The 25,402-nt window shown below is 71.9% G+C and carries 20 protein-coding genes; 10 read left to right on the top strand and 10 right to left on the bottom strand.

The genetic code is table 11. The features are described 5' to 3' along the window. The 6 genes from AB0G17_RS36115 to AB0G17_RS36090 all read left to right on the top strand — a co-directional run. Positions 1-450, top strand: a 450-nt coding sequence (locus tag AB0G17_RS36115) for a substrate-binding domain-containing protein (protein ID WP_361392111.1), incomplete at its 5' end; no start/stop codon positions are given. A 212-nt stretch (positions 451-662) separates the two neighbouring features. Beyond that, a complete protein-coding gene (locus AB0G17_RS36110; RefSeq protein ID WP_361392108.1) occupies positions 663-1,451 on the top strand; it encodes an ATP-binding cassette domain-containing protein in 789 nt (262 codons plus the stop codon). A gap of 77 nt (positions 1,452-1,528) precedes the next feature. After that, positions 1,529-2,779: a sugar ABC transporter permease gene (locus AB0G17_RS36105; RefSeq protein WP_361392117.1), complete on the top strand. Its 1,251-nt coding sequence runs from the start codon at positions 1,529-1,531 to the stop codon at positions 2,777-2,779. A 226-nt stretch (positions 2,780-3,005) separates the two neighbouring features. Further along, entirely contained in the window at positions 3,006-4,919 is a 1,914-nt protein-coding gene (gene dxs, locus AB0G17_RS36100) for a 1-deoxy-D-xylulose-5-phosphate synthase (protein WP_361392105.1), read from the top strand. 164 nt (positions 4,920-5,083) lie between these two features. Beyond that, positions 5,084-6,559 carry an amino acid permease gene (locus AB0G17_RS36095; protein WP_361392102.1) on the top strand — a complete coding sequence of 492 codons (1,476 nt, stop codon included), beginning with the start codon at positions 5,084-5,086 and terminating at the stop codon, positions 6,557-6,559. A gap of 140 nt (positions 6,560-6,699) precedes the next feature. Continuing rightward, a complete protein-coding gene (locus tag AB0G17_RS36090) occupies positions 6,700-8,172 on the top strand; it encodes a glycosyltransferase family 39 protein (protein ID WP_361392114.1) in 1,473 nt (490 codons plus the stop codon). Here AB0G17_RS36090 and AB0G17_RS36085 read toward each other — a convergent pair. Continuing rightward, a complete protein-coding gene (locus AB0G17_RS36085) occupies positions 8,136-8,543 on the bottom strand; it encodes an NTP pyrophosphohydrolase (protein ID WP_361392099.1) in 408 nt (135 codons plus the stop codon). The two genes, AB0G17_RS36090 and AB0G17_RS36085, sit on opposite strands and share 37 nt — an antisense overlap. 160 nt (positions 8,544-8,703) lie before the next feature. On the opposite strand from AB0G17_RS36085, the gene AB0G17_RS36080 reads away from it, so the two are divergent. Next, positions 8,704-9,891 carry a hypothetical protein gene (locus AB0G17_RS36080; protein WP_361392096.1) on the top strand — a complete coding sequence of 396 codons (1,188 nt, stop codon included), beginning with the start codon at positions 8,704-8,706 and terminating at the stop codon, positions 9,889-9,891. Between the two features lie 92 nt (positions 9,892-9,983). On the opposite strand, the gene AB0G17_RS36075 is transcribed toward AB0G17_RS36080, so the two are convergent. From AB0G17_RS36075 to AB0G17_RS36055, 5 genes are all read right to left on the bottom strand, one after another. Continuing rightward, on the bottom strand, positions 9,984-12,113 hold the full coding sequence (locus AB0G17_RS36075; RefSeq protein WP_361392093.1) for a 3-hydroxyacyl-CoA dehydrogenase NAD-binding domain-containing protein: 2,130 nt from the start codon (positions 12,111-12,113) through the stop codon (positions 9,984-9,986). Further along, complete coding sequence (locus AB0G17_RS36070) at positions 12,110-13,336, bottom strand: acetyl-CoA C-acyltransferase (protein WP_361392090.1); 1,227 nt, start codon at positions 13,334-13,336, stop codon at positions 12,110-12,112. The genes AB0G17_RS36075 and AB0G17_RS36070 overlap by 4 nt, the downstream gene beginning before the upstream one ends. Positions 13,337-13,545: 209 nt before the next feature. Further along, entirely contained in the window at positions 13,546-14,829 is a 1,284-nt protein-coding gene (locus tag AB0G17_RS36065) for a ribonuclease D (RefSeq protein ID WP_361392087.1), read from the bottom strand. A gap of 113 nt (positions 14,830-14,942) precedes the next feature. Then, on the bottom strand, positions 14,943-15,605 hold the full coding sequence (locus AB0G17_RS36060) for a response regulator transcription factor (RefSeq protein ID WP_361392084.1): 663 nt from the start codon (positions 15,603-15,605) through the stop codon (positions 14,943-14,945). A 468-nt stretch (positions 15,606-16,073) separates the two neighbouring features. Further along, positions 16,074-16,718, bottom strand: a complete 645-nt coding sequence (locus AB0G17_RS36055) for a DUF3000 domain-containing protein (protein ID WP_361392081.1) — start codon at positions 16,716-16,718, stop codon at positions 16,074-16,076. Between the two features lie 91 nt (positions 16,719-16,809). Here AB0G17_RS36055 and hemE point away from each other — a divergent pair, with 91 nt between their 5' ends. Next, positions 16,810-17,874 carry a uroporphyrinogen decarboxylase gene (gene hemE, locus AB0G17_RS36050; protein ID WP_361392078.1) on the top strand — a complete coding sequence of 355 codons (1,065 nt, stop codon included), beginning with the start codon at positions 16,810-16,812 and terminating at the stop codon, positions 17,872-17,874. A 29-nt stretch (positions 17,875-17,903) separates the two neighbouring features. Here hemE and AB0G17_RS36045 read toward each other — a convergent pair whose 3' ends face one another. After that, entirely contained in the window at positions 17,904-19,283 is a 1,380-nt protein-coding gene (locus AB0G17_RS36045; protein WP_361392075.1) for an FAD-dependent oxidoreductase, read from the bottom strand. Between the two features lie 122 nt (positions 19,284-19,405). On the opposite strand from AB0G17_RS36045, the gene hemG reads away from it, so the two are divergent. Together hemG and hemQ are read left to right on the top strand one after the other, a co-directional pair. Then, positions 19,406-20,845, top strand: coding sequence for a protoporphyrinogen oxidase (gene hemG, locus AB0G17_RS36040; protein ID WP_361392072.1), 1,440 nt, complete (start codon positions 19,406-19,408; stop codon positions 20,843-20,845). 4 nt (positions 20,846-20,849) lie between these two features. Beyond that, complete coding sequence (hemQ, locus tag AB0G17_RS36035; RefSeq protein WP_361392069.1) at positions 20,850-21,563, top strand: hydrogen peroxide-dependent heme synthase; 714 nt, start codon at positions 20,850-20,852, stop codon at positions 21,561-21,563. Positions 21,564-21,637: 74 nt separating this feature from the next. Here hemQ and AB0G17_RS36030 read toward each other — a convergent pair whose 3' ends face one another. The 3 genes from AB0G17_RS36030 to AB0G17_RS36020 form a co-directional block, all read right to left on the bottom strand. Then, positions 21,638-23,236, bottom strand: coding sequence for an alpha/beta hydrolase (locus AB0G17_RS36030; protein ID WP_361392066.1), 1,599 nt, complete (start codon positions 23,234-23,236; stop codon positions 21,638-21,640). Positions 23,237-23,376: 140 nt separating this feature from the next. Further along, positions 23,377-24,123: a TIGR04222 domain-containing membrane protein gene (locus AB0G17_RS36025; protein WP_361392063.1), complete on the bottom strand. Its 747-nt coding sequence runs from the start codon at positions 24,121-24,123 to the stop codon at positions 23,377-23,379. Between the two features lie 74 nt (positions 24,124-24,197). After that, positions 24,198-24,944 (bottom strand): DUF4142 domain-containing protein, encoded by a 747-nt coding sequence (locus AB0G17_RS36020; RefSeq protein ID WP_361392060.1) that lies wholly within the window; start codon positions 24,942-24,944, stop codon positions 24,198-24,200. Between the last annotated feature and the right edge of the window lie 458 nt (positions 24,945-25,402).

The following is a 25,402-nucleotide window of genomic DNA, read 5'->3' as shown; positions in this document are numbered from 1 at the left end:
ATGGAGGGCGCGATCTCGGCCCTCGGCAAGGACAAGGTCATCGGCGTCTACTCCGCCAACGACGGCATGGCGGGCGGCATCATCACCGCCCTCAAGGCGGCCGGCCTGTCCAAGCTTCCCCCGGTCACCGGCCAGGACGCGGAGCTCGCGGGCGTGCAGCGCATCGTCGCGGGCGAGCAGTTCATGAGCGTCTACAAGCCCTACGTCCAGGAAGGCCCGATCGCGGCCGAGATGGCCGTCGCGCTGGCCAAGGGTGAGAAGCTGGACTCGATCGCGAAGTCCAAGGTCGACAGCCCGACCACCAAGGGCGTCCCGTCGGTGATCCTCCCGGTCGTGTCGCTGACCAAGGACAACATCAAGGACACCGTCATCAAGGACGGCATCTACAAGGTCGACGAGATCTGCACCTCGAACTACAAGGCCGCCTGCGACGCACTCGGCCTGAAGTAGTCCCCCCGCCGGGTCTCCCCGTGTACGAGGATCTCCACCACGTACACCGGGGCCCCGGCCCCCGAAGCCCCTCCGGCGCCCCGCCCTCCTTCTCAGCCCCCGCTATCGGGCGGGGCGCCGGACGGAACGCTTCTTCTCCCCGTTCTCTTCTGCTCAACCTCCGCGCCCCTCTCCTCGGGCGCGGCATCCCCGCCGGTCAGGCGGCGAAGGAGATGGTTCACGTGTCCGCTACGCCCGTGCTGGCGTTGCGCGGGGTCTCCAAGCGGTTCGGTGCCGTTCAGGCGCTCACCGACGTAGAGCTTGAGGTCCACGCCGGTGAGGTGGTCGCCCTGGTGGGCGACAACGGAGCCGGAAAGTCCACGCTGGTCAAGACGATCGCAGGGGTCCACCCCATCGATGACGGCGTCATCGAGTGGGAGGGCCGCGGCGTACAGATCAACAAGCCGCACGACGCCCAGTCGCTCGGCATCGCGACCGTCTACCAGGACCTCGCGCTGTGCGACAACATCGACGTCGTCGGCAACCTCTACCTCGGCCGGGAGCTGCGCAAGCGCGGCATCCTCGACGAGGTCGAGATGGAGCGCCGCTCGCGCGAGCTGCTCACCACGCTGTCGATCCGCATTCCGAGCGTCCGCATCCCGATCGCCTCGCTCTCCGGCGGACAGCGCCAGACCGTCGCCATCGCCCGCTCGATGCTCGGCGAGCCCAAGCTCGTCATCCTCGACGAGCCGACCGCGGCCCTCGGCGTCGAGCAGACCGCGCAGGTTCTCGACCTGGTCGAGCGGCTGCGCGAGCGCGGCCACGCGGTCATCCTCATCAGCCACAACATGGCCGATGTGAAGGCCGTCGCGGACAAGGTCGCCGTACTGCGCCTGGGTCGCAACAACGGCGTCTTCGAGGTCAAGACCACCTCGCAGGAAGAGATCATCTCCGCCATCACCGGCGCCACGGACAACGCCGTGACCCGCCGTGCGGCGCGCAACGCGGAGGTTCAGAAGTGAACACCGACAAGACCTCCCCCGTGGACAAGGCCGATCCGACCGAGCCGATCCACCTCGACAAGCCGCACGAGGCCCCCGTGGACGCGCCGCCCGCCGCGGGCGAGGCGGTCACCGCCGTCGACCCGCGCCTGCTCGTGCGCGAGCAAGGCTTCGCGGGCTACCTGTCCGAGTTCAAGCGCAAGATGAAGGCGGGCGACCTCGGGTCGCTGCCGGTCGTCGTCGGCCTGATCGTCATCATGGCGATCTTCCAGAGCCTGAACTCGAACTTCCTGACCGCCGGCAACCTCTCCGACATCAGCGTCGCCATGGTCGGTACGGGCATGATCGCCACCGGCATCGTCTTCGTGCTGCTGCTCGGCGAGATCGACCTGTCGGTCGGCTCGGTCAGCGGTGTCGCCGGTGCCACCTTCGCGGTGCTCAACGTCACCCACGGCATGGCCGAGTGGCTGGCCCTGGTCCTGGCGGTGCTGACCGGTACGGTCGCCGGCGCCATCCACGGCTTCGTCTTCGCCAAGATCGGCGTCCCCGCGTTCGCCGTGACCCTGGCCGGTCTGCTGTTCTGGAACGGCTTCATGCTCCAGATCCTCGGCAGCAACGGCACGATCAACCTGGACTCCGAGGGCCTGGTCGCCAAGCTGACCAGCTACTACTTCAGCGATGTGGCGGCCGCGTACGGCCTGGCCGCGGTCGCGGTGGTGGCGTTCTTCCTCACCTCGTTCCTCGACAGCCGGCGCCGTGAGGCGGCCGGGGTGCCGTCCCGGCCGCTCAGCGAGGTCGTGCTGCGCACGGTGCTGCTCGCGGTCCCGGCCGTCGGCGCCGCCGCCGTCTACAACCAGTACAAGGGCCTCCCGCTCGCGGTGGTGCTCTTCCTGGCGGTCCTGGTCCTCACCGACTTCGTGCTCCGGCGCACCGCGTACGGCCGCAAGGTCTTCGCGCTCGGCGGCTCCATCGAGGCCTCCCGCCGGGCCGGTATCAACGTCGTGATGATCCGCACCTCGATCTACGCCATCTCCGGCACCTTCGCGGCCATCGGCGGTCTCTTCCTCGCGTCGAAGATCACCGCGGCCAACCAGGGCGCGGGCAGCGGTGAGCTCCTGATGAACGCCATCGCGGCGGCCGTCATCGGCGGCACCAGCCTCTTCGGCGGCCGTGGCCGCACCTGGAACGCACTGCTCGGTGTGCTGGTGATCACCTCGATCCAGTACGGCCTGGCGCTGCAGGGCATCGCCTCGCCGATCCAGTACATGATCACGGGTGGCGTACTGCTCGCGACCGTCGTGATCGACGCGGTCACCCGCAAGACCCAGAAGTCCGCCGGCCGCGCCTGACCCGCGGCCCACACCCCCTCTCGCCCCTTGCGGGGCAACGGGGGGCTCACGGCAGGACCACCGACGTGCCCGGTGCCCTCGCGGCGCCGGGCACGTCTGTGCGCGGCCGTGGATGTCAGCCGTTCGGGTGACGCGGAACGCACCGCCCGATGACCGCCGTCGCGAACGGAACATTAGACTCGGCGGAATCGGCATGCTCGACCAGCACGGATGCAAGGAGGCACGGGTGCCGCTGCTTACCCGTATCAGGGGACCGCGCGATCTCGACCGGCTCAGCCCGGAGCAGCTGGACCAGCTGGCCGCTGAGATCCGGACCTTTCTCGTGGACGCGGTCGCCAAGACCGGCGGGCACCTCGGCCCCAACCTGGGCGTCGTGGAGCTCACCATCGCGCTGCACCGCGTCTTCGAGTCGCCCAAGGACAAGGTCCTGTGGGACACCGGCCACCAGAGCTATGTGCACAAGCTCCTCACCGGCCGTCAGGACTTCTCCAAGCTGAAGATGAAGGGCGGCCTCTCCGGCTACCCGGCCCGCGCCGAGTCCGAGCACGACTTCATCGAGAACAGCCACGCCTCCACCGTGCTGGGCTGGGCCGACGGCCTCGCCAAGGCCAACGAGGTCCTGAAGAAGGACGACCACGTCGTCGCCGTCATCGGCGACGGCGCGCTCACCGGCGGCATGGCCTGGGAGGCGCTGAACAACATCGCCGCCGCCAAGGACCGCCCGCTGGTCATCGTGGTCAACGACAACGAGCGCTCCTACGCGCCGACCATCGGCGGCCTCGCCAACCACCTGGCGACCCTGCGCACCACCGACGGCTACGAGCGCTTCCTGGCCAAGGGCAAGGACCTGCTGGAGCGCACCCCGGTCGTCGGCAGGCCGCTCTACGAGACGCTGCACGGCGCGAAGAAGGGCCTCAAGGACTTCATCGCCCCGCAGGGCATGTTCGAGGACCTGGGGCTGAAGTACGTCGGCCCGATCGACGGCCACGACATCGAGGCCCTGGAGTCCGCCCTGACGCGCGCCAAGCGCTTCGGCGGCCCGGTCATCGTGCACTGCCTCACCGAGAAGGGCCGCGGCTACCAGCCCGCCCTGGCGGACGAGGCCGACCGCTTCCACGCCGTCGGCAAGATCCACCCGGACACCGGCCTGCCGGTCTCCACCTCCGGCCTCGACTGGACCTCGGTCTTCGGCGAGGAGATGGTCAAGCTCGGCAAGGAGCGCGAGGACATCGTCGCGATCACCGCGGCCATGCTCCAGCCGGTCGGGCTCGACAAGTTCGCCAAGGCCTTCCCCGAGCGGGTCTACGACGTGGGCATCGCCGAGCAGCACGCCGCGGTCTCCGCGGCGGGCCTCGCCACCGGTGGTCTGCACCCCGTCTTCGCCGTCTACGCCACATTCCTCAATCGTGCCTTCGACCAGGTCCTGATGGATGTCGCCCTCCACAAGTGCGGTGTGACTTTCGTACTGGACCGGGCGGGGGTCACCGGCACCGACGGCGCCTCGCACAACGGCATGTGGGACATGTCGATCCTCCAGGTCGTCCCGGACCTGCGGATCGCGGCCCCGCGCGACGCCGACCAGGTCCGCGCGCAGCTGCGCGAGGCCGTGGAGGTCGAGGACGCCCCGACCGTCGTGCGCTTCTCCAAGGGCGCGGTCGGCCCCGCGGTCCAGGCGGTCGGCCGGATCGGCGGCATGGACGTGCTGCGCCGCGCCGACGCCGAGCTCCCGGACGTGCTCCTGGTCTCCGTCGGTGCGCTCGCCCCGATGTGCCTGGAGATCGCCGATCTGCTGGACGCCCAGGGCATCTCGACGACCGTGGTCGACCCGCGCTGGGTCAAGCCGGTCGACGAGGCGCTGGCGCCGCTCGCCGAGACCCACCGGGTCGTCGTCACCGTCGAGGACAACAGCCGCGTCGGCGGGGTCGGCTCGGCCGTCGCCCAGGCGCTGCGCGACGCGGGCGTCGACGTACCGCTGCGCGACTTCGGCATTCCGCCGCGCTTCCTCGACCACGCCTCCCGCAAGGAGGTCATGGCCGAGATCGGGCTGACGGCACCGGACATCGCCCGCCAGGTCACCGGCCTGGTCGCCAGGCTCGGCGGCCTGGAGAGCGCGAGCGCCGTGGAGCCCGCGCGCGACTGACGAAGGCGCCGGTGAACAGCCGGCGACCGGTCAATGGGCCGGTCCGATCGCCCTGTACGGGTGGTTGGACCGGCCCATCCGCGTGAATTACGGCCGCTGCCCGGTACCCGTACCGCCACTCGTCCCGATCATGGCGGGGACATGAGCTAGCGGAGGTGCACAAGGTGGCTGGTACCGGTCTGTTTCGGACCAAATCAATTGAGAAGTCCATCGCGGACACGGAGGAGCCGGAACACGCACTCAAGAAGTCGCTGTCCGTTCTCGATCTGACGGTCTTCGGCGTCGGTGTCATCATCGGCACCGGCATTTTCGTCCTCACGGGCAAGGTGGCCAAGGAGAACGCGGGCCCGGCGGTCTCCCTCGCGTTCGTGGCGGCCGGCGTGGTCTGCGCGCTGGCGGCGCTCTGCTACGCGGAGTTCGCCTCCACGGTCCCGGTGGCCGGGTCCGCCTACACGTTCTCGTACGCCTCGCTCGGCGAGCTCCCCGCCTGGATCATCGGGTGGGACCTGGTGCTCGAATTCGCCCTCGGCACGGCGGTGGTGGCCGTCGGCTGGTCGGGGTACGTACGCTCACTGATGGACAACGCGGGCTGGCACCTGCCGGACGCCCTGTCCGGCCGCGAGGGCGCCCACGGCTTCGGCTTCGACATCCTCGCCGCCGCCCTCGTCCTGGTGCTGACCGCCATCCTGGTCCTCGGCATGAAGCTTTCCGCACGCGTCACCTCGGTCGTCGTGGCCATCAAGGTCACCGTCGTGCTGATCGTGATCATCGCGGGCGCCTTCTTCATCAAGTCCGACAACTACAAGCCCTTCATCCCGAAGGCGCAGCCGCAGCCCGCAGGGAGCAGCCTCAAGGCGCCGCTGATCGAGCTGATGTCGGGCTACGCGCCGACCAACTTCGGCGTCATGGGCATCTTCACCGCCGCGTCCGTCGTCTTCTTCGCCTTCATCGGCTTCGACATCGTGGCGACCGCCGCCGAGGAGACCAAGAACCCGCAGCGGGACATGCCGCGCGGCATCCTCGGCTCGCTCTTCATCTGCACCGCCCTGTACGTCGCCGTCGCGATCGTCGTCACCGGCATGCAGCACTACACCCAGCTCTCCGTCGACGCCCCGCTCGCCGACGCCTTCAAGGCCACCGGGCACCCGTTCTACGCGGGCGTCATCAGCTTCGGCGCCGCCGTCGGCCTCACCACGGTCTGCATGATCCTGCTGCTCGGGCAGACCCGGGTGTTCTTCGCGATGAGCCGGGACGGGCTGCTGCCCCGCTTCTTCTCGCGCGTCCACCCCAAGTTCCGCACCCCGCACCGCCCGACCATCCTGCTCGGCGGGCTCATCGCGATCCTGGCGGGCTTCACCAGCCTCAGCGAGCTCGCCGAGCTGGTGAACATCGGCACCCTCTTCGCCTTCGTCATCGTGGCGGTGAGCGTGATCATCCTGCGGCGCACCCGGCCCGATCTGCACCGCGCCTTCCGCACCCCGCTGGTGCCCTGGGTGCCGATCCTGTCGGTGGGCGCCTCGCTGTGGCTGATGCTCAATCTGCCCGCCGAGACCTGGCTGCGGTTCGGGATCTGGATGGTGATCGGCTTCGTCGTGTACTTCCTGTACGGGCGGTCCCACAGCCGCATCAACGTAGAGTGACGCCCATCGGTTCCCGGAGTTGATCGCACGGCCCCGTATGTCCCGCTTCGGCAGGAACTATGGGGCCGGATAGCGTGCACCTCGTGCACCGTACGCCCACCGACTCCCTCGCCCCGTCACGCTCCGTACGCACGTCACGGGTGCCGCGGCCGCGTGCGGAGCCGGTGCGCGGGCGTGGCGCCGGGTACTGGGCGCGGCTGCTGCCCGCGCTCGCCGCCCTGGCCGTGCTGACCCGGCTGCCGTCCTTCCGGCATCCCCTGTGGAACCCCGACGAGGGCTACCTCGCCGTCCAGGCGCGCCAACTCGCCGCCGGGGGAGCGCTGTACGACACCGTCGTCGACCGCAAGCCGCCCCTGCTGCCCTGGCTGTACGAGGCAGCCTTCGCGGTGTTCGGCGACACCTCCCTCGGCCCGCTGCGCTTCGCCGCCGTGGGAGCCCAGCTGCTCACCGCGGCGCTCCTCGCCTCCACCGCCCGCCGCCGCTGGGGCGACGGGGCGGGCAGGGTCGCGGGCGTGCTGCACCTGCTGGTCTCCGTCGGCCTCAACCCCGAGGACACCCAGGCGGCCACCTTCGAGGTGTTCATGCTGCCGTTCACGGTCGCCGCCGTGCGCTGCGCCGACCGGCGCCAGTGGGCCCGCGCGGGGCTGGCCGTGGCCGGCGCCCTCCTCACCAAGCAGACCGGCGGCGCGGCCCTGGTCCCCGTGCTCTGGCTGATGTGGCGTACGGCCCCGCACCGCCGCGCCGCCCTGCTGCGCACCGGCGCCGGGCTCTGCGGCCCGGTGCTGCTGGGCGCGCTGCTCACCGGCCCGGCCCGGTTCCTGTTCTGGACGGTCACCGGCTCCGGCGCCTACGCCTCGTTCACCGGCTCCGAACTCCACGTCCTGGCCCGGGGGCTGGTCAACACCGCGCTCCTCGCGTTCGCCTGCGCCGGGCTGGTCCCGCCCGTGGTGCGGGTGCTGCGGATCGCCAGGACCGGCGCCCCGGACGTGTGGCTGTGGCTCGCCTCATCGGCCGGCGCCGTCCTCGCCGGCTTCCACTTCTTCGGCCACTACTACCTCCAGCTCATCCCGCCGCTGGTGCTGCTCGCGGCGGCCGCCCTGCAGATCCTGCCGCCGCACCGGCTGACCTGCGCGCTGCTCGCCTCGGCCTGCACCTGCGCGCTCTTCCTCACCTGGGGCCTGCTCGCCCCGCGCCCCGAACTGGCGCACGCCGAGCGCCTGGCGGCCGCCGTACGGGCGCGCTCGGCGCCGGACGACCCGGTCCTGGTCTGGGGCATACACCCCGAGACGTACTGGCTCTCCGGCCGCGCCCCCGCCACCCGCTATCTGACCGCCGGGCTGCTCACCAACTACAGCGGCGGCCGCGACGGCCCCCAGGTGGGGGAGAAGTACGGCGTGGAGGGCTCCTGGCCGGTCCTGCGCGCGGAGCTGGGCGCGCGGCCGCCCGTGCTGATCGTCGACGACTCCCGGGGCGATCCGTACGCCCCCGAACGCCTCCCCAGCCTGCGCCGCCTCCTCGCGGCCCACTACGAACCGCTGGCCGAGACGGTCGACGGGGCGGTCCTGTACGTACGGACTCAGCCGTCCGCGTCCTCCGCGCCCCCGGCGGGATGACGCACCGTCCGCGGCCCCACGCACCGCGCCCCGAGCGCCTCCACCCGGCGGCGCAGCTCGCGGTCGGCCGTCACCACCAAGCAGGGGCGGTCCGGGGAGCGTCCGGCGGCCAGCTCCACGATCCGGTCGTCGCCGCTGCCGGGCGCCGCGTCGACCCGTACGCCCGCCACCGGCTCCACCCCGCGGGCCGCGCCCTCGACCACCAGGACCAGCTCGACGGGGCCCGGACAGTCCGGCAGACCGGCCTCGGCGTAGCCCACCAGGCGGTCGCGCAGGCGCTCCGCGGCGCCGCGCCGGTCGCGCCACCAGCCGTCCGGCACCGAGCCCACCACATTGGCCGCGTCCACGATCACCAGCGAGGTCGTCCCCATCCCGGCAGAGTGCCACGGGGCGGGGGAAAATCGCACGTCGGGCCGGGGAAATCCCGCGAAATCCGGGCCCCGGGGCGAGTGTTATTGTCGCTGGAGTCTCATGGTGTGTCGCATCTTGCCGCTCATCGCGGATCTGGTAGGGAAAGGTGGTCGGTGAGCCATGGCGTTCAAGCCTGCGCGTAGCTCGAAGGGGCAGGCGGGCCGGGAGCACGAGACCCCCACCGCCGCACCCGCCGCCAGCGCGCCCGGCCTCGTCCCCTCGCCCGCCCTGCCCGACGGCTCCCCGGCGGTCACCGGCTGGCTGCTGCGCGGCAAGGACGGCCGGCTGACCGCGTACGCGCCGGGCGCGGGCGGTGTGCTCCGCTGGACCGAGACGCACCCCGGCGGCCCCGAGTGGACCGGCCCCGAGCTGGTCGTCCCGGCGCCCGGGCTCGGCCCGCGCCTGACCGTCGCGCAGGGCGGCGACGGGTATGTCCACTTCCTCGCGTTGCAGCGCAATGCGACGCCCGCGGGTGAGCCCCACTACGACGTCGTCCACGCCGTTCAGTACCAATCGGGCCGTCCCGTCAAGGACTGGTATCCGCTGGGCACCCCCTACCGCGACCAGACGAGGGCCGCCAAGGTCGGTCACCCGGCCGCCGTCGTCGACTCCGCCGACAACCTGAACGTCTTCATCCGCAATGCGGGGACCGGCCTCTGCGCCCGCGTCCAGCAGACCTCCGGGAAGTGGAGCAACTGGCTCGACCTCGACGGCTCCGGCTCGTACGGCGCGGTCTGCGCGGGCGCGGCCGAGGACGGCAGGGTCGACGTCGTGATGCCGGCCAAGCGCGGTGTGATGCGCTGGACGAGGGCCGCCGGGAGTGACAAGTACGAGCGGGTGTCCGACCTCGAGCTCCAGGTGGCGGACGGCTCGGTGAGCGCCCTGCACACCGGCGAGGGCCGGACCACCTTCTTCTGGCGCGAGACCGAGGAGGGCGAGGTGCACGCCTTCCGCGCGGACGGCGCGGATGACGTGGATGACGCGGACGTCCCGTCCGTGCCGCTCGGCGGCGCCGCCAGTGGCCCGGTCGCCGTGCTGCGCACGCCGGTGGACGGCCACGACTGCACCCTGCTGGCCCAGCGCGGCCCCGACGGCCGCCCGGCGCTCGCCGCCTACCCGACCGAGGCCGAGTCGGCCGGCGCGGTGTGGGCCTCCACGGGCGAGGTCTGCGCGGGTGTACCGGCGCTGGCCACCGATGCCGCCGGGCGGGTCGTCCTCGCCGCCTTCGGCACCGACGGACGGCTGCGGATCACCCGTCAGAAGACCACCGAGCCGGGCCTGGCCCTGGAGCCCTGGACGGTCGTCTGACGCCCTGGGCGGCCGTCTCGACCGCCCGCCCCCCATACGCGAAGAGGCCCCCCGCTGCTGCGGGGGGCCTCCTGCGTACTTCTGAGGGGGCGTTACGCCGGGACGCTCGCCACGCCCTGCGCCAGGAACTTCTTCCCGTTCACGCGCTCCGAGACGCCCTCACGGTCCAGGTACGGCGTGATGCCGCCCAGGTGGAAGGGCCAGCCGGCGCCGGTGATCAGGCAGAGGTCGATGTCCTGCGCCTCGGCGACGACACCCTCCTCCAGCATGAGGCCGATCTCCTGCGCCACGGCGTCCAGGACGCGGTCGCGGGTCTGCTCCTCGGTCAGGACGACATCGCCCTGCTTGAGGAGCGCCGCGACCTCCGGGTCCAGCTCCGGCTTCCCGGAGTCGTACACGTAGAAGCCGCGCTTGCCCGCCTTGACGACCGCCGCGAGGTTCGGGGACACGGTGAAGCGGTCCGGGAAGGAGCGGTTCAGCGTCTCCGAGACGTGCAGACCGATGGCCGGGCCGACCAGCTCCAGGAGCACCAGCGGCGACATCGGCAGGCCCAGCGGCTCGACCGCCTTCTCGGCGACCTCGACCGGGGTGCCCTCGTCGATGACGTTCTGGATCTCGCCCATGAAGCGGGTCAGGATGCGGTTGACGACGAACGCCGGGGCGTCCTTCACCAGGACCGCGGTCTTCTTCAGCTTGCGCGCCACACCGAACGCCGTGGCCAGCGCCGCGTCGTCGGTCTGCTCGCCGCGCACGATCTCCAGGAGCGGGAGGATCGCGACCGGGTTGAAGAAGTGGAAGCCGACGACCCGCTCGGGGTGCTTCAGCTTCGACGCCATCTCGGAGACCGACAGCGAGGAGGTGTTGGTGGCGAGGATCGCGTGCGCCGGGGCGACCGCCTCGACCTCCGCGAACACCTGCTGCTTGACACCGATCTCCTCGAAGACGGCTTCGATGATGAAGTCGGCGTCGGAGAAGCCCTCGGCCTTGTCCAGCACACCGGAGACCAGGCCCTTGAGGCGGTTGGCCTTGTCCTGGTTGATACGGGACTTGGCGAGCAGCTTGTCGATCTCGGCGTGGACGTAGCCCACACCCTTGTCGACGCGCTCCTGGTCGATGTCGGTCAGCACGACCGGCACCTCCAGGCGGCGCAGGAACAGCAGCGCGAGCTGCGAGGCCATCAGGCCCGCGCCCACCACGCCGACCTTGGTGACCGGGCGCGCGAGCGACTTGTCGGGCGCACCCGCCGGACGCTTGGCGCGCTTCTGCACCAGGTTGAACGCGTAGATGCCGCTGCGGAGTTCGCCACCCATGATCAGGTCGGCGAGCGCCTTGTCCTCAGCGTCGAAACCGGCCTGGAGGTCGCCGTCCTTGGCCGCCTCGATGATGTCGAGCGCGCGGTAGGCGGCCGGGGCCGCGCCGTGCACCTTGGAGTCGGCGACGAACCGGCCCTTGGCGACGGCCTGGTCCCAGGCCTCGCCGCGGTCGACCTCGGGGCGCTCGACCACGACGTCGCCCTTGAGGACGTTCGCGGTCCAGATCAGCGACTGCTCCAGGAAGTCCGCGCCCTCGAAGATCGCGTCCGCGATGCCGAGTTCGAAGACCTGCTTGCCCTTGAGCTGGCGGTTCTGGTTCAGCGAGTTCTCGATGATGACCGAGACCGCGCGCTCGGCGCCGATCAGGTTCGGGAGCAGGGCGCAGCCGCCCCAGCCCGGAACCAGACCGAGGAAGACCTCGGGCAGCGAGAAGGCCGGGATGGCCTTGGAGACGGTGCGGTAGGAGCAGTGCAGACCGACCTCGACACCGCCGCCCATGGCCGCGCCGTTGTAGTAGGCGAAGGTCGGCACGGCCAGCGCGGCGAGGCGCTTGAAGACCTCGTGGCCGCTCTTGCCGATGGCGAGCGCGTCCTCGTGCTTCTTGAGGATCTCGACGCCCTTGAGGTCGGCGCCGACCGCGAAGATGAACGGCTTGCCGGTGACACCGACGCCGACGATGGTGCCCTCGGCCGCCTCCTTCTCCACCTGGTCGATGGCGGCGTTGAGGTTCGCCAGCGAGCCGGGGCCGAAGGTGGTCGGCTTGGTGTGGTCGAAGCCGTTGTCCAGCGTGATCAGCGCGAACCTGCCCGCGCCGAACGGCAGGTCCAGGTGGCGCACGTGCGCCGAGGTGACGACCTCGTCCGGGAACAGCTCGGCCGCACCCTTCAAAAGCTCAGCGGTGGTGCTCACTTGCTGCCTCCGGCGTCCTTGTGGTGCGGGTTCTCCCAGATGACCGTGGCGCCCATGCCGAAGCCGACGCACATGGTGGTGAGGCCGTAGCGGACCTCCGGCTGCTCCTCGAACTGCCGCGCCAGCTGGGTCATCAGGCGTACGCCCGAGGAGGCGAGCGGGTGGCCGAACGCGATGGCGCCGCCGTACTGGTTGACGCGGGCGTCGTCGTCGGCGATGCCGTAGTGGTCCAGGAACGCGAGGACCTGGACGGCGAAGGCCTCGTTGACCTCGAAGAGGTTGATGTCCTCGATCGAGAGACCGGCCTTGGCCAGCGCCTTCTCGGTGGCCGGGATCGGGCCGTAACCCATGACCTCCGGCTCGACACCGGCGAAGGCGTACGAGACGAGGCGCATCTTGACCGGCAGGCCGTTCTCGCGCGCGAACTCCTCGGACGCGATGATCGACGCGGTGGCGCCGTCGTTGAGGCCGGCCGCGTTGCCCGCGGTGACGTTGCCGTGGACGCGGAACGGCGTCTTCAGGCCCGCCAGGCTCTCCAGCGTGGTGCCCGGGCGCATCGGCTCGTCGGCGGTGACCAGGCCCCAGCCGGTCTCGCCGACCTCGGCGTTGGTGTTGCGCACCGAGATCGGGACGAGGTCCTGCTGGATCTTCCCGTTCGCGTACGCCTTCGCCGCCTTCTCCTGCGAGCGCACGGCGTACTCGTCGGCGCGCTGCTTGGTGATGTGCGGGTAGCGGTCGTGCAGGTTCTCGGCGGTCATGCCCATGAAGAGGGCGGACTCGTCGACCAGCTTCTCGCTGACGAAGCGCGGGTTCGGGTCGACGCCCTCGCCCATCGGGTGGCGGCCCATGTGCTCGACGCCACCGGCGATCACGGCGTCGTAGGCGCCGAAGGCGATCGAGCCGGCGACCGAGGTGACGGCGGTCAGCGCGCCGGCGCACATGCGGTCGATGGAGTAGCCGGGCACGGACTGCGGCAGACCCGCGAGGATGCCGGCCGTGCGGCCCAGGGTCAGACCCTGGTCACCGATCTGCGTGGTCGCGGCGATGGCGACCTCGTCGATCTTCTTGGGGTCGAGGGCCGGGTTGCGGCGCAGCAGCTCCCGGATCGCCTTGACGACGAGATCGTCGGCCCGGGTCTCGTGGTAGATGCCCTTCGGGCCCGCCTTGCCGAACGGGGTGCGGACGCCGTCGACGAAGACGACGTCCCTGACGGTACGAGGCACGATGGCTCTCCTCCAGGGTGCGGGATGGCACTGCTGCGCGTGGCGCACTCGCACTGAGCGCGCGCTCACCCCGCCATGCTACTTGCGGGTAACCAAACTGCCCAGTCCCGGCGCCAGGAGCGGTGAAGGTCACACTCCACACGGGCCCCGTCATGGCTGTACCCCCTGATGACCGTGGTCGTCAGGGGGTACGTGGGCGCTCGTCCGGCTCAGCTGTTGGCGGCCAGCGCCGCCGCGAGCAGCGGCGTCACCTGCTCGACCTGCCAGCGGCGCGCCCCGTACGCGGTGAGCGCCTGAGCGACCGCCGCCTCGGAGCGGTCACCCGGCGGCTCCCAGCACACCCGGCGCACCGTGTCCGGGGTGATCAGGTTCTCCTGCGGCATGTTCAGCCGCTCGGCCAGCTCCGAGACCGCCGCCCGCGCCGCCGAGAGCCGGGCCGCGGCGGCCGGGTCCTTGTCCGCCCACGAGCGCGGCGGCGGCGGGCCCGCGACCGCCTGCCCGGGCTGCGGAAGGTCGGAGTCCGGCAGGGCCCGCGCCCGGTCGACGGCCGCCTGCCACTGCTCCAGCTGGCGCCGCCCCATCCGGTGGCCGTAGCCAGGCAGCGCCATCAGTGCCTGCACGTTGAGCGGCAGCGCCAGCGACGCCTCGATGATCGCGGAGTCGCTGAGCACCTTGCCCGGCGAGACGTCCCGGCGCTGGGCGACCTTGTCCCGGGCGGTCCACAGCTCGCGCACGGCGGCCATCTGGCGGCGCCGGCGGACCTTGTGCATGCCGGAGGTGCGCCGCCAGGGCTCCTTGCGGGGCGGCGCGGGCGGCGCCGCGGCGATCGCGTCGAACTCCTGACGGGCCCAGTCCAGCTTGCCCTGCCGGTCGAGCTCCTTCTCCAGCGCGTCGCGCAGGTCGACGAGGAGCTCCACGTCGAGCGCCGCGTACCGCAGCCAGGGCTCGGGCAGCGGGCGGGTCGACCAGTCCACCGCGGAGTGGCCCTTCTCCAGGGCGTATCCGAGGACGCTCTCGACCATCGCGCCCAGGCCCACGCGCGGAAAGCCCGCGAGGCGGCCGGCGAGCTCGGTGTCGAAGAGGCTCGACGGCACCATGCCTATTTCGCGCAGGCACGGCAGGTCCTGGGTGGCGGCGTGCAGGATCCACTCGGTGTCGGCGAGGGCGTCGCCGAGTGCGGAGAGGTCGGGGCAGCCCACCGGGTCGATGAGCGCGGTGCCCGCGCCCTCGCGGCGGAGCTGGACGAGGTAGGCACGCTGGCCGTACCGGTAGCCGGAGGCGCGCTCGGCGTCCACGGCCACGGGGCCGGTGCCGGCCGCGAACGCGGCGACGACTTCGGCGAGCTCCTCGTCGGTGGCTACGACGGGCGGAACTCCGTCACGCGGCTCCAGCAGGGGAGTCGGCTGCCCTTCGACCGGGACGTCGTCGTCCGGGGGGGCGCCCCCGGTGGTTCGCAGTGCTGTCTCTGCTGCGGTCTTTTGGGCGTCGGTCACCTGTCAAGGGTACTTGTGTATACGCCTCGCCCGTCGACGGAACGTTCCGCCGACGGGCGCGCGAGGGGCGCACGGTGCCGTGTGGGGGGAGCATGCCCCGCGGGACCCCTGGGTCAGTGGATGATTCCGGTGCGCAGGGCGACGGCCACCATGCCCGCCCGGTCGCCCGTGCCGAGCTTGCGCGCGATTCTGGCGAGGTGGCTCTTGACGGTCAGCGCGGAGAGCCCCATGGACACGCCGATCGCCTTGTTGGACTGGCCCTCGGCGACCAGCCGCAGCACCTCGACCTCGCGCCCGGAGAGCTCGCGGTAGCCGCCCGGGTGGCTCGGGGTACCCGGGGGGCGGCGGTGCATACGGGCGGCCGTGGCGCCGATGGGGGCGGCGCCGGGTCGGGTGGGGTGGCCGATGTTCGTACGCGTACCGGTGACGACATAGCCCTTCACGCCGCCCGCGAGGGCGTTGCGCACGGCGCCGATGTCGTCGGCGGCCGACAGGGCCAGGCCGTTGGGCCAGCCCGCAGCGCGGGTCTCGGACAGCAGGGTCAGCCCGGAACCGTCGGGCAGATGGACGTCGGCAACGCAGATGTCGCGCGGGTTGCTGACGCGGGGACGTGCCTCCGCGATGGACGACGCCTCGATGACGTCCCGTACTCCGAGAGCCCACAGATGGCGCGTGACCGTGGAGCGGACTCGGGGGTCGGCGACGACGACCATGGCCGTCGGCTTGTTCGGGCGGTAGGCGACCAGGCTTGCGGGCTGCTCAAGGAGAACGGACACCAGGCCTCCTGGGGGGAAGGTGCGAGACGGAGCCGGCTCGGGGATGAAGCCGGGGCGAACCGTGCAGATAGGGTCACAGACCTCTTCGGCAGGCCAGCCGTGCAGCTTTAGGGAATGATCACGATTTGGTGAGAAACATTTAGGGCAATTCGGACAGGTGGTCGAGTGGGGAGTGACCGGACGACCGCCCGGGGTTCGTTCGCGGCCGACTACCCAAGGGGCGCGGGGAACTGCGCGGCCGGCCCAGCACGATCCGCGGACGAACGAGGGCCTCCAGGGGCGCGACCACCCCACCGGCCCGCACCGGAGATCCGCACCGGCACAGCGCAGCCACCCGCACCGGCACCGCGCAGCCACCCGCACCGGCACAGCGCAGCGCCACGCGCCTAGGGCCTGTCGTCAAATTCCCGTCGTCGCCCGAAGGGCGTGCCAGGCGTCGCAGGACAGACGGGAATTTGACGACAAGCCCTAGCGCGGATCCCGCCGCTGCGGCAGCGTGACGACGCCCGCGTCCGCCGTGGGCAGCGGCGGCAACCCGGCGACCTGGCACAACAGGTCGCACCAAGCCGCCAGGTGCGAGGCCGTGTCCGGCACCCCGCCCTGCCCCTCGCGCGGCGTCCAGGACGCCCGGATCTCTATCTGGGTGGCGGGCAGCCGCTGGGCGAGGCCGCCGAAGTAGTACGAGCCGGCCCGCGTCACCGTGCCGCTCGCCTCCCCGTACGAGAGCCCGCGCGCCTCCAACGCACCCGTCAGCCACGACCAGCAGACCTCGGGCAGCAGCGGGTCCGCCGCCATCTCCGGCTCCAGCTCCGCCCGTACGAGCGTGACGAGGCGGAACGTTCCCTGCCAGGAGTCGTGCCCGGCCGGGTCGTGCAGCAGGACGAGCCGGCCGTCCGCGAGGTCCTCGTCGTTCTCGACGACCGCGGCCTCCAGCGCGTACGCGTGCGGCGCCAGACGCTGCGGCGGCCTGGTGGGGTCGACCTCGATCTCTGGGCGCAGCCGGGCGCCCCGCAACCCGTCGACCGCCTGGCGGAAGGCGAGCGGCACGGTCCTGCCGTCCGCACTGTCCGTGCCGCCGGCGCCATCCGAAGTTCGTCCCTGAGCGGCAGCCATGCGGGGAAGACTAGGCGGAACGGGCGCCCCGCGCCGGTAGGGACACCCGGGGCCCGCCGACCCGTTCGCGGCACGTGCGAAGATTCTGGGCGTGAACGCCATCGATAGCCCCAAGGGCCCGCCGACACAGACGTATGACTCCGCCTTCCTGAAGGCGTGCCGCCGTGAGCCGGTGCCGCACACGCCGGTCTGGTTCATGCGGCAGGCGGGGCGCTCGCTTCCCGAGTACCTGAAGGTGCGCGAGGGCATTCCCATGCTGGAGTCGTGCATGCGGCCCGAGCTGGTCACCGAGATCACGCTCCAGCCGGTGCGCCGCCACAATGTGGACGCGGCCATCTACTTCAGCGACATCGTGGTCCCGCTCAAGGCCATCGGCATCGACCTCGACATCAAGCCGGGCGTCGGCCCGGTCGTCGCGGAGCCGATCCGTACGCGCGAGGACCTCGCACGGCTGCGCGACCTCACCCCCGAGGACGTCCACTACGTCACCGAGGCGATCGGCATGCTGACCGCCGAGCTCGGCGAGACACCGCTGATCGGCTTCGCGGGCGCGCCCTTCACCCTGGCGAGCTACCTCGTGGAGGGCGGCCCGTCCCGCAACCACGAGCACACCAAGGCGCTCATGTACGGCGACCCGCAGCTCTGGGCCGACCTGCTCGACCGCCTCGCCGAGATCACCGGCGCCTTCCTGAAGGTGCAGATCGAGGCGGGCGCCTCCGCCGTCCAGCTCTTCGACTCCTGGGTGGGCGCGCTGGCCCCCGCCGACTACCGCCGCTCGGTGATGCCCGCCTCCGCGAAGGTCTTCCGCGAGGTCGAGAAGTACGGCGTGCCGCGCATCCACTTCGGCGTCGGCACCGGTGAACTCCTCGGCCTGATGGGCGAGGCCGGGGCGGACGTCGTCGGCGTCGACTGGCGCGTCCCGCTCGACGAGGCCGCCCGCCGCGTCGGCCCCGGCAAGGCGCTCCAGGGCAACCTGGACCCGGCCGTCCTCTTCTCGACGACCGAGGCGGTCGAGGAGAAGACCCGCGAGGTCCTGGACGCGGCGGCGGGCCTGGAGGGCCACGTCTTCAACCTGGGCCACGGCGTCCTGCCGACGACCGACCCGGACGCGCTGACCCGCCTGGTGGACCACGTCCACAGCCAGACCGCGCGCTGAGGCCCAGGGCCGGCTCCACCGGACAGGCCCTAGTTCCCCGCCGCCCGTACGGCCGACACGGCCTTGCGGGCGGCGACCAGGACCGGGTCCCAGACCGGCGAGAACGGCGGCGCGTACCCGAGGTCCAGGGTGACCACCTGCTCCACGGTCATGCCCGCCGTCAGCGCCACGGCCGCGATGTCGACGCGCTTGGCGGCGCCCTCGCGGCCCACGATCTGGACGCCGAGCAGCCGTCCCGTACGCCGCTCGGCGAGCATCTTCACCGTCATCAGGGCGGCTCCGGGGTAGTACCCCGCGCTGTTCGTGGACTCGATGGTGGCCGTCACGAACTGCAGCCCCGCCTCGCGCGCCTCGCGTTCGCGCAGGCCCGTGCGGGCGATCTCCAGGTCGCAGACCTTGCTCACCGCCGTACCGACGACGCCCGGGAACGTCCCGTAACCGCCGCCCACACCCGAGCCGATGATCTGGCCGTGCTTGTTGGCGTGCGTGCCGAGCGCGATGTGACGCTCGCGGCCCGACACCAGGTCGAGCACCTCCACGCAGTCGCCGCCCGCCCAGATGTCCTCGTGGCCGCGCACCCGCATCGCGCGGTCCGTGAGCAGCCCGCCGTGCTCGCCGAGCGGCAGCCCGGCCTTCCGGGCCAGTTCGGTGCGCGGCTCGACGCCGATGCCGAGGACCACGACGTCCGCCGGGTACTCGGCGTCCGCCGTCGCGACCGCCCGCACCTTTCCGTCCTCATCGGTGAGGATCTCGGTGACCTCGGCGCCGGTGACGGTGGTGATGCCCATCCCGTCCATCGCCTCGTGGACGAGGCGGCCCATGTCCGGGTCGAGCGTGGACATCGGCTCCTTCCCGCGCGTCACCACCGTCACCTCGTAGTCGCGGTGCAGCAGCGCCTCGGCCATCTCCACACCGATGTAGCCCGCGCCCACGATCACCGCGCGGCGGCCCTCCGTCGCGTTCAACGTGTCGAGCAGCGCCTGGCCGTCGTCGAGGGTCTGCACCCCGTGCACACCCGGAGCGTCGATGCCCGGCAGCGACGGACGCACCGGGCGGGCACCGGTGGCGACGACGAGCTTGTCGTACGCCGTCCAGGACTCCTCGCCCGACTCCAGGCCGCGGGCGCGCACCCGCCGCCTGTCCGTGTCGATCTCCACGGCCTCTGTGCGCATCCGCAGGTCGATGTCGCGCTCACGGTGTTCCTCGGGCGTCCGCGCGATCAGCTCGTCCCGCTCGCCCACGTCGCCGCCCACCCAGTAGGGGATGCCGCAGGCGGAGTACGAGGTGAAGTGGCCGCGCTCGAACACGACGATCTCCAGGTCGTCCGGCCCCTTCATCCTGCGGGCCTGCGACGCCGCGGACATGCCCGCCGCGTCGCCCCCGATGACCACCAGTCGCTCCGCCGCCATTGCGTACCCCTAGCTCGGTCCGTAACCCTCTTCCTTCGGAAGATACGTGCGGGGGCGCCCGGGAATTCCCCGGGCGCGGCACTCGACGCGGGCGTGTCAGTGGCGTCTGAGAGAGTGGACGCATGGACAACTCGCCCGTCAGCGCACCGCACATCGTCGTCGTCGGAGGCGGCATCTCCGGACTCGCCGCCGCGCACCGCCTGCTGGAGTCCGGGGCGCGCGTGACCGTCCTGGAGGCCACCGACCGCCTCGGCGGCAAGCTGTACGCGGGCGAGATCGAGGGCGCGCCGGTGGACCTGGGCGCCGAGTCGATGCTGGCGCGCCGGCCCGAGGGCGTCGGCCTCGCGCGCGAGGTCGGCCTCGGCGACCGGCTGCGGCCGCCCGCGGCGACGGCGGCGATCTGGACCCGCGGCGCGCTGCGGCCGATGCCCAAGGGGCATCTGATGGGCGTCCCCGCCGACCCCGCCTCGCTCGCCGGGATCGTCTCCGAGGAGGGCCTGGCGCGCATCGCCCAGGACCGCGAACTGCCGCCGACGGAGGTCGGGGACGACATCGGGGTCGGCGAGTTCGTCGCCGGCCGCCTCGGCCGTGAGGTCGTCGACCGGCTCGTGGAACCGCTCCTGGGCGGGGTGTACGCGGGCGACGCCTACCGGATCTCGATGCGCGCCGCCGTGCCCCAGCTCTTCACCGCCGCGCGCGAGAGCACCTCGCTGCTCGACGGCGTCGCCGCCATCCAGGCGAAGGCCGCCGCCCGGCCGCAGAACGGCGGCCCGGTCTTCATGGGCCTGGACGGCGGCATGGGCACCCTGCCCCTGGCGGTCGCGGACGCGGTGCGGGCCAAGGGCGGCCTCATCCTTACGGAGGCGCCCGTCCTCGCCCTGACCCGCACGGCCGACGGCTGGCTGGTCCGTACGGACTCCCCCCGGGCACGCGCGGTCGAGGCGGACGGAGTGGTCCTCGCGTCGCCCGCCTGGTCCGCTTCCGCGCTGCTCGCCGCCGAATCCCCGGCCGCGGCGGCCGAGTTGGCCACGGTCGAGTACGCCTCGATGGCCCTGGTCACCATGGCCTTCCGGCGCGCCGACCTGGAGGCCCTGGAACGCAGCTCGGGCTTCTTGGTGCCCTCGGTCGACGGCCGCACGATCAAGGCGTCCACCTTCTCCTCGTACAAGTGGCAGTGGGTCACCGACCGGGCCCCGGACCTGTTCGTGCTCCGCACCTCGATCGGGCGGTACGGCCAGGAGGAGCACCTGGAGCGCGACGACGCCGAGCTGGTGGACCTGTCGCTGCGCGACCTCGGGGAGGCGGTGGGCCTCGCCGCCAAGCCGGTCGCGACCGAGGTGACCCGCTGGACCGGCGGACTGCCGCAGTACCCGGTGGGCCACCTCGCGCGCGTGGCCCGCGTCCGCGCGGCCGTCGCGAAGCTGCCCGCGCTGCGGGTCTGCGGGGCCGCGTACGACGGGGTCGGCATCCCCGCCTGCATCGCCGGCGCCCGGACCGCCGCGGACGAGATCATCGCCACGTCGACCCTGGCGCAGAACACTCAGCGTGACGCGGGACAATAGCCTCATGAGTGCACCGGAAAAGATCCCGAACGCAGGGAAGAAGGCGAAGGACCTCAACGAGGTCATCCGCTACACGCTGTGGTCCGTCTTCAAGCTGCGCGACGTGCTGCCCGAGGACCGCACGGGGTTCGCCGACGAGGTCCAGGAGCTGTTCGACCAGCTCGCCGCCAAGGACATCACCGTGCGCGGCACCTACGACCTGTCCGGGCTGCGGGCCGACGCCGACCTCATGATCTGGTGGCACGCGGAGACGGCCGACGAGCTCCAGAGCGCGTACAACCTCTTCCGCCGCACCAAGCTGGGCCGCGCCCTGGAGCCGGTCTGGTCGAACATGGCGCTGCACCGCCCCGCCGAGTTCAACAAGTCGCACATCCCGGCCTTCCTCGCCGACGAGACCCCGCGCGACTACGTGTCGGTGTACCCCTTCGTGCGCAGCTACGACTGGTACCTGCTGCCCGACGAGGACCGCCGCCGCATGCTCGCCGACCACGGCAAGATGGCCCGCGGCTACCCGGACGTGCGCGCCAACACGGTCGCCTCGTTCTCGCTCGGCGACTACGAGTGGCTGCTCGCCTTCGAGGCCGACGAGCTGTACCGCATCGTCGACCTCATGCGTCATCTGCGCGCCTCCGAGGCCCGGATGCACGTCCGCGAGGAGGTCCCGTTCTACACGGGCAGGAGGAAGTCCGTCGCGGATCTGGTGGCGGGCCTGGCCTGACGGCCGCCCCCACCGCGTATGCCCGGTGACCGGGCCCGCCGAGGCGGGCCCGGATTCACCCCTGACCCGGAAGATCAGAGAGCGGACGGCCGCTGCCCAGGCATGGGCGCCGACCGCTCGTCCAGCGACACCGGGTTCGGCTCCGGGTGCGGCGCGCACGTAGCGCGCCGCACCGGCGTCCGTCCGTTCAGCAGGTAGTCCACCAGATAGCCGTTGACGCAACTGTTGGGACCGCCGCCGATGCCGTGCGTACCGGCGTCCTTCTCGGTCACCAGGACCGACCCCGGCAGTCTGCGCTGCAGCGCCAGCGCCCCCGGGTACGGCGTCGCCGCGTCCCGCTCGGCCGCCAGGATCAGCGTCGGCGGCAGCGCCCCGCGCTCCGCCCTCACGTCCACCGGCTTCTGCCGGGGCGCCGGCCAGTAGGCGCACGGCAGGTTCATCCACGCGTTGTCCCACGTCTCGAACGGCGCGATCTCCGCGAGCGTGGTGTTGTCGCGGTCCCAGGTGGCCCAGTCCGTCGGCCAGGGCGCGTCGTTGCACTCGACCGCCGTGTAGACCGCGTTCCCGTTCTCGTCGTCCCACGCCGCCTCCGGGCGCGGCGCGGCCTGCGCGATCAGCGGCTTGGGGTCGCCCTTGAGGTACGCCGAGAGCGCGGTCGCCCGCATCGCCCAGTAGTCGTCGTAGTACCCGGCCTTCAGGAAGGCCGACTGGAGCTGGCCGGGGCCGACCGTGCCGCCCGCCGGTTCCTCGGCCAGCCGGGCGCGCACCTTCTCGAAGTTCTCCAGGACCTGCTCGGCCGTGGTGCCCAGGTGGTAGACGCCGTCGTGCCGGGCGACCCAGGCGCGGAAGTCCTCCCAGCGGCTCTCGAACGCCAGCGACTGGTCCAGGTTGTTGCGGTACCAGATCTGCCTCGGGTCGGGGTCGACCGCCGAGTCGAAGACCATCCGGCGCACGTGCGAGGGGAAGAGCGTGGCGTACACCGCGCCGAAGTACGTCCCGTACGAGGCACCGACGAACGTCAGCTTCCGCTCGCCCAGCGCGGCCCGCAGCACATCGAGGTCGCGCGCGTTGTTGAGGCTCGTGTAGTGCCGCAGCGCCCGCCCCGCGTTCCGCGCGCAGCCCTCCGCGTACGCCTTGGCCTGCGCGATCCGCTCCAGTTTGTACGAGGGCGAGGGGTCGGTCGGGGCCTGGGTGGGCGCCTTGCCGAAGTCCTTGGGGTCCTGGCAGGACAGCGGCGCGGAGCGGCCCACCCCGCGCGGGGCGTAGCCGACCAGGTCGTACGCCCCCGCGAGCGCCTTCCACTCGGGCAGGCTCGCGACCATCGGGAAGTACATGCTGGAGGCGCCCGGCCCGCCGGGGTTGTAGACCAGGGATCCCTGGCGCGCGGCCGACTTGCCGGTGGCCCGCACCCGGCTGACGGTGAGGGCGATCTGACGGCCCCCCGGGTGGGCGTAGTCGAGCGGGACCCGGACCGTGCCGCATTGGACGCTGTCGGGGAGCATCTCCGCCTTGGGGCAGCGGCCGAACGCGATCCCGGCGGCGGCCGCGCGCCGGGCGGCGACCACGGTGCCGTGCGCCTCGGCGGTGAGCGGGTCCAGGCCGCCGGCCGGTGCGGCGACCAGGGTGGACAGAACGAGGGAACCGAGCGTTCCGTACAGCGCTGCTGCTCTCATCGCACATCGACCCCTTGACGGTTCCACCCGGAACAACCGGCACAAAAGGGATGATTAGCGGAGGAATTGACGATGTAAAGCACCGTGGTGCGGTGCGCCGGGGTCAATGTCACCGGTCAGGTGGCTCGTCAGGTGGTCCGTCAGGTGGACCGTCCGCCGCGCAGGGCGGTGCGCAGCGCCGGGTCGTCGACCGCGCTCACGCCCCGTACCGCGACGGCGGTGAGCGGGTCACCGGCCGGGTCGATCCGGCCGAGCAGCCGCTGGCCGTCGGGGGAGGCCCAGCGGGTGTGCGGATGGACCTCGAAGCGGGCGATGAAGAGGCAGCCGAGGGTGAGGACCAGCGGCAGCGAGAACCAGGCGGCGATCTCAGCCTGCGTGGCGCGGTCCTGACCGGGCATCAGGAGCGCGATCAGTCCGAGCGTGAGGGTGAGCGCCGCCGCGCCGCGTACGGCCCGTACGGAGGCCGTGACGCCCGTTCTGACCACGTCCGGGACGGCGAGCCCGGCGGCCGCCAGCCGGTCGGCCAGGGCGTGCACCGCGTCGGTGGCGGCCGTGGCCGACCGTATCGCCGCTATCCGCGCCTGTCCGCCGGGGCCGATCGCGCCGATGACCGACCGCTCCAGCTCGTCGCGGCCCTCCGGGTCGACGACCGTGGCCCAGCCGGTGTGCGCGAGCAGCAGACGGCGGGCGCGGTGCATGGTGACCAGGGTCAGATCGGTGACCCGGGACGGGCCGCCCGCGAGGAAGGCGGCCTCGTACAGCGAAAGGCCGGCCGGGTCCCGGCTGACCGGACCCTGGTCGGCCGCGGCGGACGCGGCGAGGCAGAGCCGCCCGCACGAGGCGGCGGACGCGAGGCACGCGGCTACCAGGAACAGAACCCAGAACATGGCCGAGTTGTATGTGAAGCGGTCAGGCCGACGCCATGCCTTTCCCATGATGTGGACATGGAGTTATCGCTTCGTTACGGAGTGTCGGTGGGGAAGGCGCGGCTGGCGGCGGGCGGCAGCGAGAAGGACGGGGTGACCGGTGCGGGGGACGGGGGAGTGGCGCCCGGGGCGGGCGGGGGCGGCCCGCTGGGGGAGGCCGTGGCGCCGGCGACGCTGTCCCGGGCCAGCGCGTCGAAGTCGACGAGGCCGGTCGCCTCCAGCATCCGGATGTGGTCCAGGACGGTCGTGTTGGCGTCGTCGGCGAGTGCGCGCACCAGCGAGTTGCGGGTGTTGGCCCGGATCTGTGCGACGAGCGAGAACACCTTCCCGTGCGCCGAACGCAGAATGTTGGCGAAGTCCTTCTCGTACGTGCTGCCGCTCTCCGAGGTCAAGGTCCGCAGCCAGGAGCGCTGTTGGGCGTTGGGCTGGTCGGGCAGCTCCATCCCGAGCTGGGCCGCGACCTCGCGCACGCGCGCGTCGAGGAAGGCGTGCCCGTCGATGAGGTGGTGTCCCGCGGCTGTCACGGCCGCGCTGGGCGCCCGCTCCACGGCCTGCTGACCGGCGGGCAGCTCCCACAGCCCGGCGAGTCTGACCCGTACGACGAAGTCCCGGTCGGCGGCCGACAGCGGCCCCCAGCGGGTGGGCACGGAACCGGCGTTGAGGTTGGCGAGTCCGGTGCCCGAGCGGTCGGCGTAGGACCAGACGGGAAAGATCAGGGCGGCGAGGGTCGCGGTCAGGGCGACGACGACCAAGCCGGTACCGGAAAGGATTATCCGACGCATGAAAGCCTCCAAGTGCGGTGCGCACGGTAATGCGGAGGCGGGTGATCCGGGGAGGGGTTTGAGGAAAACGGTGACGACACCGTGTGGGGTGAATCACGAGTTGGCTGAGTCTGCCCCGGCGGACGGAGGTTGGTGGTATTTTGCCCGCCTCCGCTCAGGGTCTGTCCGGTGGATCTTGGCTCGCCCCCGGGGGTTGGTGCGCATATCTGCGGCGTTGCCGTCACTCGCCGACACTCCGCGTCGACCGCCCTCCTGCGCCTTGCGGTTGGACGCACCAGCCCCCGCTCACCGGCACCGAAACGGCCACCCGCGCCGAGGGCGCCAGATGCACCGGCCAAGCCCTAGGGCCTGTCGTCAAATTCGCGTCGTCGCCCGAAGGGCGGTCCGGCGGCGTCTGGTGCGTGCTCTCGGCGCGCCGGGCGAGAGCCCTCGTACTGGACGTACGTGGGCTTTCGCCC

This window comes from Streptomyces sp. NPDC023838 (genome assembly GCF_040639555.1).
Taxonomy (GTDB): Bacteria; Actinomycetota; Actinomycetes; order Streptomycetales; family Streptomycetaceae; genus Streptomyces.
The sequence above is the reverse complement of the archived record's forward strand: the minus strand, read 5'-3'. Positions and strand labels throughout refer to the sequence as shown.